General features: G+C 51.1%; 13 protein-coding genes. 4 read left to right on the forward strand and 9 right to left on the reverse strand.

Annotation, left to right across the window (positions count from 1 at the left end; all coding sequences use genetic code 11):
- The 8 genes from ACRJJO_RS15375 to ACRJJO_RS15410 form a co-directional block, all read right to left on the reverse strand.
- Entirely contained in the window at positions 1-924 is a 924-nt protein-coding gene (locus tag ACRJJO_RS15375; protein ID WP_431066557.1) for a hypothetical protein, read from the reverse strand.
- Positions 921-1,655: a glycosyltransferase family 2 protein gene (locus ACRJJO_RS15380; protein WP_431066558.1), complete on the reverse strand. Its 735-nt coding sequence runs from the start codon at positions 1,653-1,655 to the stop codon at positions 921-923. Before ACRJJO_RS15380 ends, ACRJJO_RS15375 begins: the two co-directional genes overlap by 4 nt.
- Positions 1,652-3,346, reverse strand: coding sequence for an AMP-binding protein (locus ACRJJO_RS15385; protein WP_431066559.1), 1,695 nt, complete (start codon positions 3,344-3,346; stop codon positions 1,652-1,654). Before ACRJJO_RS15385 ends, ACRJJO_RS15380 begins: the two co-directional genes overlap by 4 nt.
- Positions 3,336-3,887: a hypothetical protein gene (locus ACRJJO_RS15390; RefSeq protein ID WP_431066560.1), complete on the reverse strand. Its 552-nt coding sequence runs from the start codon at positions 3,885-3,887 to the stop codon at positions 3,336-3,338. The genes ACRJJO_RS15385 and ACRJJO_RS15390 overlap by 11 nt, the downstream gene beginning before the upstream one ends.
- On the reverse strand, positions 3,887-4,135 hold the full coding sequence (locus ACRJJO_RS15395) for an acyl carrier protein (protein ID WP_431066561.1): 249 nt from the start codon (positions 4,133-4,135) through the stop codon (positions 3,887-3,889). Before ACRJJO_RS15395 ends, ACRJJO_RS15390 begins: the two co-directional genes overlap by 1 nt.
- Positions 4,132-4,395 (reverse strand): phosphopantetheine-binding protein, encoded by a 264-nt coding sequence (locus ACRJJO_RS15400; protein WP_341326584.1) that lies wholly within the window; start codon positions 4,393-4,395, stop codon positions 4,132-4,134. Before ACRJJO_RS15400 ends, ACRJJO_RS15395 begins: the two co-directional genes overlap by 4 nt.
- Before the next feature lie 54 nt (positions 4,396-4,449).
- The gene (locus ACRJJO_RS15405) at positions 4,450-5,142 is read right to left on the reverse strand and encodes a beta-ketoacyl synthase chain length factor (RefSeq protein ID WP_431066562.1); all 693 of its coding nucleotides are present in this window, start codon (positions 5,140-5,142) and stop codon (positions 4,450-4,452) included.
- A 349-nt stretch (positions 5,143-5,491) separates the two neighbouring features.
- Positions 5,492-6,349, reverse strand: coding sequence for a YicC/YloC family endoribonuclease (locus tag ACRJJO_RS15410; RefSeq protein ID WP_431066563.1), 858 nt, complete (start codon positions 6,347-6,349; stop codon positions 5,492-5,494).
- 54 nt (positions 6,350-6,403) lie between these two features.
- On the opposite strand from ACRJJO_RS15410, the gene ACRJJO_RS15415 reads away from it, so the two are divergent.
- The 3 genes from ACRJJO_RS15415 to rdgB all read left to right on the forward strand — a co-directional run bounded on the left by ACRJJO_RS15415 (position 6,404) and on the right by rdgB (position 8,687).
- Positions 6,404-7,303 (forward strand): serine/threonine protein kinase, encoded by a 900-nt coding sequence (locus tag ACRJJO_RS15415; RefSeq protein ID WP_404358309.1) that lies wholly within the window; start codon positions 6,404-6,406, stop codon positions 7,301-7,303.
- A 70-nt stretch (positions 7,304-7,373) separates the two neighbouring features.
- Entirely contained in the window at positions 7,374-8,093 is a 720-nt protein-coding gene (gene rph / locus ACRJJO_RS15420; RefSeq protein WP_404358308.1) for a ribonuclease PH, read from the forward strand.
- The gene (gene rdgB / locus ACRJJO_RS15425; protein WP_431066564.1) at positions 8,094-8,687 is read left to right on the forward strand and encodes an RdgB/HAM1 family non-canonical purine NTP pyrophosphatase; all 594 of its coding nucleotides are present in this window, start codon (positions 8,094-8,096) and stop codon (positions 8,685-8,687) included.
- A gap of 9 nt (positions 8,688-8,696) precedes the next feature.
- Here the strand turns inward: rdgB and ACRJJO_RS15430 are convergent, their stop codons facing one another.
- Positions 8,697-10,001 carry a hypothetical protein gene (locus ACRJJO_RS15430; RefSeq protein WP_431066565.1) on the reverse strand — a complete coding sequence of 435 codons (1,305 nt, stop codon included), beginning with the start codon at positions 9,999-10,001 and terminating at the stop codon, positions 8,697-8,699.
- Positions 10,002-10,342: 341 nt separating this feature from the next.
- On the opposite strand from ACRJJO_RS15430, the gene ACRJJO_RS15435 reads away from it, so the two are divergent.
- Positions 10,343-11,122 carry a pentapeptide repeat-containing protein gene (locus ACRJJO_RS15435; protein WP_431066566.1) on the forward strand — a complete coding sequence of 260 codons (780 nt, stop codon included), beginning with the start codon at positions 10,343-10,345 and terminating at the stop codon, positions 11,120-11,122.
- Positions 11,123-11,631 lie beyond the last annotated feature (509 nt).

The raw sequence follows: 11,631 nt of genomic DNA on the forward strand, positions 1-11,631 counted from the left end.
TTAATCATTTCCATTCTGCCAAAAATCGTAAAAATTGAACCACTGCAGCGGTTCCAGCAGACAATAGTGCTGCAAGCGGTCGGCATAGTCCTGAGCATAACGCCTGGCACGCTCTTCGCGAAGTTTTCTCGGTAGATTCAGGCCGTCGCTGAAATGATCGAAATAAATCGCTTGCTTGCCCTGACGCTTCAAGCAAAACAAGGTATAGACCGGACATTTCAGCAGCGAAGCCAAGATGTATGGCCCTTGCGGAAACTTTGCTATTGCGCCCAGAAAGCGCGCATTGATTACACGCCCTTGCCCTGTGACCGGAATTCTGTCGGCGGCGATCACGACCAGTTCGCCGGCTTCGATTTTGTCTTGCAGCAGCATTGCGGTCGCGGCGTTCATTTCGGTGACTTGAATCAGATTCATGCGCCCGGATTCGGCATAACGGTTTAACAGCGCATTGAATTTTTCGGCATGCTTGGTATGCACCAAGACATTAACAGTGACGTTTTTGCGCAGCTTGGCGATGACCCGGCACACTTCCATATTGCCCAGGTGTGAACCCAGGATCAAAACGCCTTGGCCGTGTTCAAGATGACTGACGATCGCGTCTCTGCCATGGTATTCCACATCGTTCAACGAGATCGCGCCGCTCCAGGCAGCCAGCTTATCGATGATCGCATTCGCGAAAGCGATGAAATGCAGATAACTGCCGTAGCGTCCGCCTCGTATCGTGTCCGCGGGCAAAAAAGCCGACACGCGGCGCAAATAATCGATACTGGCAGCACGCGCCTTACCGTTGAGCAGCCAGTAATAACTGACCACCGGATATAAAAACACTTGCAGCACCTTGCGTCCGAATAACAGATAGACCTTGAGCAGCAACTGCATGCCCCAGATGACGCCGCGCTCTTCCATGTTGGCCCAATGCTTCATCGCCAATGCCTCATCCATAAGCGCGGCAGGCGTATCAGCATGCCGAAAAACAATTGCGCATGTTTTCTCGAAATCAATAGGTTATCGCGCAGCATGTCGAAATGAGAAACGCCGTCCAGCGGGTAGCGCACTTCGGTTTCGACATTGAGCACATCGATGCCTTGCCAGTAGAGACGCACGGCGATTTCGATGTCGAAGTCCATGCGCAGGCCCATTCGGGTCGATTTCAGCAAGGGATCGACCGCCGCGAGCGGATAGCAGCGAAAACCGCACATGCCGTCGGCGATCGAAAGCGACAGCGTATTGATCCAAATCCACAGGTTCGTGAATTGACGACCGTACAAGCGGCCCTTAGGCACGGTGTCATCGAAACGAGGCTTGCCGAGAATCAGCCGGTTTGGGTGTCGTTCGGCTACCTTCAGCAGACGATCGATGTCCTCGAGCCGGTGCTGTCCGTCGGCATCGATTTGTAGCGCATGGCTGAAGCCATCGGCTATCGCCAAGCGCAAACCGTCGATGACCGCCGCGCCTTTGCCGCCGTTTTCTGGGCGTTCGTATAACACGATCCAATCCTGCTCACGTTCCGCCAATCGCTTCAACACCGAAGTGCAGGACGGCGTGCTGCCGTCGTTGATCAGATAGCAAAGCAGGTCGTAGGGTTTTAATTGCTCGACGACCGTGCCGACCGCGTCTTCGTGATTGTAAACCGGGATAATGACGCAAACCTTCATGAGCGTGCTCCGTACACCATCCGTCCAGAACTATGCGATTCGCTGACCGAACTCAGATCGAAATAGAGCTTACAGGTCTCGTCTCGCCATTCCAGCGTCATCTTGATCAAGGCATCCGGTAGGATGATTTTTTTAAATTTGACCGCTTCCATTGTCAGAAAAGGCTGCTCGATCGAAAAAAACAACTTGCCGTAATGCTCGGCCCAAGCCAATTGCGTCACGCCTGGTAGAATCGGCATGCCCGGAAAATGACCGTCGAAATAGACCAGTTCGGGCTGAATGCGAAATTCCAGTTCGGCGCTGTTGGTGGCGATCTGGCAGTATAGCAATTGCGGATATTTGGCCGAGTCCAACGCGAACAATTGCCGAAGCAAGGCATGATCGATTTTACCCTGTCGGGTTATCGGCAAGCTGTCGAAGAATAGCCATTTACGCGGCAATACCACCGATTCGAAGGCTCGTTGCAATTGCCGCCGCAATGACTTGAATACGGCCGCACGGCCTTGCCGGCGTAGCGCATCCAAGCCGCTTTCGGTCAACACGATAGCGGTCGCCACACGGTCCCGCCGGTTGCTGAGCAGCAAACAGTGCGCCTGCTCGACCCAATCGGATTGAGTCAAGGCGTTTTCCAATGCGTCCAACGACAAACGTTTTTCCTCCACCTTGACGATGCGGTCGAGCCGGCCCATCAGGCTAAAGCGTCCGTCGCCGTGCAGTTCGATCCGGTCATCCATCGGATAGGCACTTGCATCGGGCAAATACGGCGATGTCAACAAACAGCGTCCATCCTCGCCCCGACTGAATCCGATACCGGCAAAGGGCGTCCATCGCGTATCTTGAGCGGAGCAGCGCCACGCAATCCCGCCGGTTTCGGAACTGCCGTAGACTTCGATGACCCGCTGCCCGCAAAGCCGCTCGATTTGCGCTGCGGCCTCGGGCGGAAGCGGCCCGCCCGAACTGAAAATGGCGCTGAACCCGGCTAATTGATCCCATTCAGTCAATTCATCGAGCCTTTTCAATTGCGCGGGGCTCGCGACCCAATAGGCGGGTTGGCCGGCCAAGGCTTTCAACATCGGCTCTGGACTCAAAAATAGCTGGCTGTGAAAACAGCGCCCCGACGCCAGCGGCCATAACAATCTGAACAACAATCCGTAAATATGCTGATGACTGACGGTCGCGGCCGCCGCCGACCCTCCCAACAATAGGCCCCACTGGGCTTCCAGGGCATCGATCTCGCGTTGCAATTGCGGCAAGGTCTTGACGATGGCCTTAGGTCTGCCGTTCGAACCGGAGGTAAAAAGCGTCAATTGCGTATCGGCCGGGCTCAGAGCATGCAATTCGATGTTTACTTCGGCAGGGCTGGCCAATGGCGATTCGCGCCCTTGCCAGGCACCGATCAATGCGCAGCCTTGCCCGGCCAGTTCATCGGCGGTCGCCGGACAGTTATTGCCGGCAATGACGACTATTTTGCCGGCATGCCACAAGGCAAAGAGCAGCACCGCGAACAGGTAGGCGTCTTCATGATACAGGGCATAGCAAGGCGGTGTTTGATGCTGTAATGCTGAGACCGCGGCAGCGACATCGGCGCAGAAGCGTTGCCGGTCCAACAGTTGTCCTGCATGCGCGGCAACCGTCCGTTCGGGATGCGCGGGTAATGCGCAGCGGCTCAGCGGAATCGGTTCAACGCGCATGATCCTGCGTCCTGATTCGCACCCAATATTCGATCGCCATCAATAACCCCATCAACACATAAGCCAGCAGGCCATTATACAGGCTCCAGCAGGCAAAACTGCACCACAGCGCGGTCGCGGCGGCAATCAATCCGTTCAGTAAAAAAAACACGCACCAGATCTGGGTGACCCTTCTGGTGTAAAGCACGCCTTGAGGGGGCAAATCGGGATGTTGAAGACGCGCCAGCCGTTCGATCACCGGCGGCGGAAAATACAGGCTCGACGCAAACACCAGTAGCAAGCCCAGATTCACCAAAGCAGGATAAAAACGCAGGGTGATCTCGTTATTATTCCAGACGGCCAGGCCGCAAAACAGTAGCGCGGCGATGACCAAGCCTTGATTGGCCGCGCCGGTAGTCCGTCCGCAAACCAGGCGCACGAGCAACAGCGTGGCCAAGGACATGGCAATCTGCCAGGGCTGCACCGATTGAATGCCGAAATAAACGGCCAGCGGATATAACAGCATCAAGACACCGATGACGCCGTTAAGCCATTTGCGCATTAGATATGGATCAGTTTATCGACGGCTTCGACGACATCGCCTACGGTGCGTGCGTTCTTGAAATCTTCCGGTTTCACGGCCTTGCCGGTCAATTCCTTGAGTTTGACAATCATGTCGACCGCGTCGATGCTGTCGAAATCGAGGTCTTCATAAAGACGGGCTTCCGGCGTCACGTCTTCCGCGTCTATCTCGAACATCTCCTGCATGATGTCCCTGATCATTTGCAGAATGTCATCGCGATTGTTCATGCTGCCCTCTGCTCGGAATCAATAAATTCAGCCAGCGCGGCGACCGACGCGAAAATATTAACCACGTCGTCTTTTTCCGAATCGATCCGGATATTATATTTTTTTCTAATCGCGAGGCCCAGTTCCAGGGCATCGATCGAGTCCAGCCCCAAGCCGTCGTTAAACAAAGCTTCGTGACTATCGATATCATCCACGCCGATATCCTCCAAATCGAGTGACTCGATAATCAATTTTTTTAATTCATTTTCCAAACTGCTCATACATTTCTCTAAAAATTATATCAATAGCGGTTGCCGCCAAAATCGAGGATAACGTCAGTCGTAACGTTTTTCCCAACTCCAACTCCGGCGCGGCATGCAGAAGGTCAGTCGAGTCTGCGGCTCGGTCAAAAAGCGAATAAAGGCCGGCAATTGTACCGGTTGTTCGCCGTCGTTTCCGATTAATGCTGAAGAAAATAGTGTCAACGCTTGTCCTGTGCCGCTTTTTGCAATCATCAATGCTAGCGCACAGCTCGAATCCGAAGACAATCGATAAGGAGAAGACGGATAAAAGGCGGGCAAGGGTTCATCGTAAAACACCAACAACACCCGTTCCGCGCCTTCTTGAAGTAAGCCTAATCCTTCAATAAATGCGGGCGCCATGCCTTCCTCGCCGGGAGCGAGCACGGTACATTGCAGCTTGTTTTTCCAGGCCATCGAAAACAAACCGGCAATGGCATTGTGGACCGACAGGCTAAACCCGGTCGGCGAGATTTCCTCGCCGACCTCGAGCATTTCCATCATCGACAAGGATTTAGCCAATTCGCCGTGAGCGGAACTGAATACCGCAGGCACCATGCCGTCTTCGTCAAGGCACTGAGCAACGGTACAGAATACGGTCTTAGCCAGCGGTGTCAAGCGCCTTTTCAGCATGGGGGATATGTCGGAAAGCCATTGGGCGGCGCTATCTTGCTCAGGCGACAAAGGTGGCCAGACAGCCCATTTATTTATGATGAAATCCAATTGCATGCGTGTCGTTAATGGTATAACTTTCGTACATCAAATTTCGGCAGTGCCTGAGGAGGCACCGGGTGTTCGGCCCCTCACCTAACGCTAGGTGAGGGGCCAGCATGGAGCTGGCTAGAGCCTACAGGGATGTATTCACCCAGCACCTAAATTAGCCATAATATTAAATCATTACCAATGACCTATGGAATTTAGGTGCTGGGTTCACGGCGTCCTTTGACGGACACCCCGGTGCCGAATTTTGATCTACGATGAGTATAACTAATCCGAAAATGTAGTTGTGAGAAAGATTAAGTGTAGATTTTACAGACTTAAGTTTGGCGGAATGCGTCTTTTTCGAGCGCGTTTTGGTCTATTCGATATTTTGAATTTGTTCGCGCATTTGTTCAATCAAGACTTTCAAGTCTATCGCAATGCCGGTCATTACCTTGTCGGCAGACTTAGAGCCTAAGGTATTGGCTTCGCGGTTCATTTCCTGCATTAGAAAATCCATTCTGCGGCCGACTGGCTCTGAGTCTTTGAGGGTACGTCTTACTTCGTTGACATGCGTTTCGAGACGATCTAACTCTTCTTCGACATCCAGTTTTTGGGTCAAAAAAACTAATTCCTGTTCCAGTCGGTCGAAATCGGGTTCGATTACTAAATCGTGAATTCGGAGCTTCAGTTTTTCCCGCAGATGAACCAAAACTTCGGGCATTCTGCTACGCGCTGCAACGACTAATTCGCTCATCTTTCGGCAGCGTTCATCGATAAGGCTTGCTAATTGCTCGCCTTCCCGATTTCTGACCTCGATCATTTGTTCGAGCGTGCGCTCGATTAAAGCAGTAATACCCTGACCAAGAATGGCATTGTCTGTGCCGATTTCCTGTTGAATACCCGGGTAAGTCAAAATATCGAGAGCCGAAAATGTTCGGGGCTCGGGCATAAGCGATTCGATAGTGCGGGCTGCGTTCAAAAGTGCCTCAACCGCCTGTAGATCTATGTTAAAGTTTTGCGGAAGCTTTTTATAATTTAATGCGCATTCGACTTTGCCGCGTTTGATTTTTGCGGCAATGGCGCTACGTATCGGCGCTTCGGCAAAGCGGAAGCGCTCGGGTAATTTGACAGTGATGTCGCAATAACGATGATTAACCGATCGCAGTTCGCAAAGAACGGTTAAATTTTCGATGACTGCCTCATCTCCGGCAAATGCCGTCATACTTCTGATCATTTTTCACCTATAATTGTCGTGTTTTTTCACGAATTAACCCAATGACGCGACTCAGTGGCTGAATACTACGATCCGGATAACTATCCTAAACAATGGAATTATCTCCAATCCGGCACCATTATAGACGACTATATGATCGAGCGTGAATTGGCGCGCGGCGGATTTAGTTCCGTTTACTTGGCCCGCAGGCGATTAGATCAGGTTCAAGTCGCGATCAAGGAGTATCTGCCTAGAAAATTAGCCCATAGAACGTGGAATAATCAAGTCGTGGCTAACAGCGAGGAAACCAAAGCTTTGTTCAAGCGAGGTAGAGCGCTATTTTTCGAAGAAGCGATGGTGTTGGCGAAGTTAAAACACCCGAATATTGTTGAAGTCATCAATTTTTTTCAAGAAAATTCGACAGTGTACATGGTGATGACTTACGACTACGGGCTTACCTTGGAAAAAATTCTGCAAAAAAGATTACTGGAGATGAGCGAGGAGTTTTTAGTACAAGTATTCGTTTCATTATTAGATGGCGTCGGGTTTATTCATCAACATAATCTCGTTCATCTGGACATCAAGCCGGCCAATATTTTGATTCGCCCGGGAAACGATCCTGTATTGCTGGATTTCGGCGCGATTCAGACTTTTCCTAATCCGGCTCGACATAAACAAAGCAAAGTACTGACCAACGGGTTTTCGCCGGTCGAACAATATTTAAGCAATAAACCGCTAGGGCCTTGGACCGATCTTTATGCGATCGGCGCGAGCATGCGGGCCTGCCTCGACTATAAAGCGCCTCCTCAAGCAACCGAGCGAGCTCAGAATGACTCGCTGATCCCTGCGGTGAAGGCTCACAAAAAAAAATATTCCAAAAAACTGTTGGCGGTTATCGATTGGGCGATGGCGGTTAAGCCGTCCGATCGTCCGCAATCTGTGGCCGATTATCTAAAAGAGTTGACTGCTAATTGAATGCTCAAAAGCCCTCTTTAAATGAAAGCTTTCGGTTATACTGTCGCGTTATTTAATCATGAGTAGCACTATGAGACCAAGCGGACGTAATCCTGATCAATTGAGAGACATTAAATTTACCTGCGGATACACCAAGCATGCGGAAGGTTCCGTGCTGGTAGAATTTGGCGACACGCGTGTGATATGCACGGCCAGTGTCGAAACTAACGTGCCGCGATTTCTCAAAGGTAAGGGCGAAGGCTGGATTACCGCCGAATACGGGATGTTGCCCCGCTCCACACACGACCGAATGGGGCGTGAAGCGAGTCGCGGCAAACAAGGCGGGCGCACTCAGGAAATTCAACGCTTGATCGGTCGATCGCTAAGAGCCGCGGTCGATATGAAAGCGCTGGGTGAAAATACCATCACGATTGATTGCGACGTGCTGCAAGCCGATGGCGGAACGCGAACGGCATCGATTACCGGCGGTTTCGTTGCCTTGTCATTGGCGGTGCAGAAAATGCTCGCTAAAAAGCAAATCAAGAAAAATCCGCTGCACGGACAAGTCGCATCGGTTTCAGTCGGCATTTTCAAAGGCGTTCCGGTTTTGGACTTGGATTATGCCGAAGACAGCAATGCCGAGACCGATATGAATGTCGTCATGAATGACGCTTCGGCATTCATTGAAGTACAAGGTACTGCCGAAGGCCACGCGTTTCGTAAGGACGAGCTCGATGCGATGCTGAGCTTGGCCGAGCATGGCATCAAACAATTGTTGGAAAAACAAGCCGAAGCTCTGGAAAACTTTTAAATGTTATCGAATCCTTCCCAGCCGGTCGTTCTGGCCAGCGGTAATCCCGGTAAGATCCGGGAAATCCAAGCTATTTTGGCCGGTCATCCGATTGTGCCTCAGTCGCAGTTCCAAATCGCGGAAGCCGATGAAACCGGCAAGACCTTCGTCGAAAACGCGCTATTGAAAGCCCGTAATGCGGCATTCCATTCGGGACTGCCTGCAATCGCCGATGATTCCGGGTTGGCGGTGGATTATTTGCACGGCGCCCCGGGAGTGATCTCGGCGCGTTATGCGGGTTCGGATGCCAGCGATCAAGATAATGTCGATAAGTTGTTGAAGGAATTGTCCGGAGTGCCGTTCGAACAGCGCACTGCGCGTTTCATCTGCGTGATCGTGTTCATCGAGCATGCCCAGGATCCCTGTCCCGTGATCGCACAAGGGACTTGGGAAGGTCGGATTTTGGATGAACCGGTCGGTGACAACGGCTTTGGTTACGACCCTGTATTTTGGGTGCCCGAGTACGAATGTGCATCGGCGCAGTTGGCGCCTGAAGTCAAAAATGCGATCAGTCATCGGGGCAAGGCGTTAAGCGTTTTGGCCTCGGCTCTTTAAAGTCGAGCGCTATCCGGCCGGATCGACGACGACAACCTGCGCGAATCCTCCGCCGGGTGTACGGAAGTTAGTCGTCTGGCCTTGATACAATCTTGCGCTGACTAACTGCACTTGACCGTTGTAAACATAATTACGCAAGTCCAATTTAAAACCCATCACTGCGTCATCAACTTCTAAGTGCCTTTCGCTTGGCGCTACCCATTGTTGCGCGACATAATCGCCTTGCAAGATTTCCCCAAATACTCGCCGAGTGAGTTTATCGCCGCGGTAAGCAGCCTTACTGCCGAAGCCTTTGGCCGGTTTGAAAAATAAACGTTTCCGATCAGACCAAAGTTTTTCCCCGTCTTGTTCTCGCACAACGACGGTTTGTGCGATTCCTGATAATAAAATCTCGCGAGTGGCAGCATCTACGCCGATTTCTTCTAAAACCGCAGCGTCGGTCAACACGGCCAAATTGCGTTTGTCAGCATACAATGCGTGATTTCTGGGATAAGGCGTCACGACCACGGCATTGCCTAAGTAGGCATTGCGCAATGCTTGCGAGGCTATTTCTTCCAAACCGAAATCGGTCAGACGGTTATAAACGAGATCGATGTGAAGCTCTCGATATAACAGCTTGCCATTGATGAAGGTCAACTCCGACGGATCGCAAATTACCGCTTCGATACCGTGCCGCTCGAAGAGTTTTTCGAATAGTAAAAACTCCGGATACATATATTGCTCGGCCGGTTGCTCATCGACGATGGCAACCGTTTTTAATGCTTGCTCGCCCCGCTCCTGTCGCCATTCTTCGAGGAACATATCGGTGAAAACTTGCTCGAGCGATTGTTTTAACTCCATCCCGGGTAATTGACCCGGACGCCTGTCGCCTGCTTGCTCGCAACAAGTGACTTGAGCGCGCGCCAGGATCGCATTGACCAGGGCGCCGCCGGCATTCGTATTAATTTCGATTAATTGCGGTCCATTGGGTCCGATATGAAAATCGTAGCCCAAAAAAACGCCCCGGGCTTTCGGCGTAAAAAGGGCGGTTTCAGGCGCATAAGCCAATACCCGCTGTTGATAAGCCGGTAAATCGATGACTTTTTCCAGTGCCGCGATAATTTCCCATTGCCGCCGTAAGCAGGATTCATCGACGAATACGGCCGATTCTGCGAATAAATACGGACGCTCTTCGGTGAGCATGCGGAATAGATTAAGATCGTTAAGAGCCAGCAATTCATCGCGCAGAGCATGACGGTCTAACGACACGCAACGGCATTCGCTATTTAATAATTCGACTTTTTTGGCGCATGCCGGATCGTTACAAGAAGTCATGAGTGCGTTTTGAGACAAATACAGGGAGAGTAGGAAAGGAGGTTAGTTTAACTCAGAAATATCGGAACGTCAGGAACAAAGCATTTCGTTTGTAATGGGCGTTTTCAGCAATTCCCAGTTGGAGAAATTTTTCCGTGTTCAGGGTGCGGGGTATGCCAGTCGAGGAACGCCGTAAACCTATCCATGGGACCTCCCTGCCGCCGACATCCTCGCCAAGCACACTCCGCACCTTTTTTTATTCTCAAACTGGGAATTGCTGGGGCGTTTTAGAAAACTGAACATGCCCTTGCTCTGAGTATATAATGAGTTTTGATCAAGCCAACGCATTAGGAGATGATACGATGAAAATACCTACCCTATTTACCTCGTTGTTTTTATTGGCACTGAATACTTCCTCGGCATTTGCGGCCGATCTCGACCGTGCGCAAATCGAACAACTGCTAAGCACGGCCACAAAAGAGAAACCGGCCGATTTGCGCCGGAAGGACTTACGCGGAGTCGACTTATCCGGCTTGGATTTTCGCCATGCCGATTTATGGGGCGCCGATTTGAGAAAGGCCGATTTTAGCAATAGTAATTTGTCCGGTTTGGTATTGGATTTGACCGTAATGACCGGCATCAATTTATCCGGCGCCGATCTTTCGAATAGCAGCGTGTTCGGTGTCAGTTTAGTCAAGGCCAATTTGAGCAAGGCTAATCTAAGAGGCAGTCGTTTTATTGCCGTGATGGACGGTGCTAATTTAAAGGGCGCCGATCTGAGAGAAGCCAATTGGGGGGCGGATATGAAAAATCAGCCGATGGGTTTAATGCGCGCCAATTTAAAAGGCGCCGATTTAACCGGAGCCAATTTGGCCGGGGCTAATTTGAGTCGGGCAATGTTGCGTTTGGCCAAATTGAACGGCGCCAATCTGCAAAACGCTAATTTAATGGTCGCCGACATGGCCGGTGCAGACCTCACCGGTGCCGATTTGTCGGGTGCCGATCTTTCCCAAGCCAAACTGCTGGATACCGATTTTTCACAAGCCAACCTTGCCGGCACAAAATTTCATGGCATAAAAGATAAAGGCGAACTTAGAGGTTTAGAAAAGAGTAAAAATTTAGACCAAGCGCTGTTCGATTGATTTGTTCGGCCGAGCATTTTGAAGAGTCATGTATCGCGCGCAAAGACGCAGAGTAAAATATGCTGTTACCCAAGCTCCTGCTTGGGTAACCTGTTCAGGAAGCTCTAGCTTCCCGACAATCAAGGAAGATTGAACGAGAAAGCCGGGCTGATTGAAAATGTGCAGAGGTTGTGTCAGTCACTGGAAGCTGGAGCTTAGGAAAAAGCGTGAATTTAGACCCAAGCGCTGTTCGATTGATTTGTTCGGTCGAGTTTTTTGAAGAGTCATGTGTCGCGCGCAAAGGTGCAAAGTAAAATCAGCAATTCCCAGGTTGGGCGTTTTACCAAGCTTAGGATTTCTTAACAGATAATTTCCCTATTTATCATCGTTCCTACGCTCCGCGTGGGAATGCATCCGGGGACGCTCTGCGTCCACAGCTGTCGACGCGGAGCGTCTAAAGCGGCATTCCCACGCGGAGCACTCGCCGTTATACACAAGTATCGGTAAACTTGCTAAACAGAGTTCGTCGT

Origin of the sequence: Methylotuvimicrobium sp., from assembly GCF_050611805.1 — a bacterium.
GTDB lineage: Bacteria > Pseudomonadota > Gammaproteobacteria > Methylococcales > Methylomonadaceae > Methylotuvimicrobium.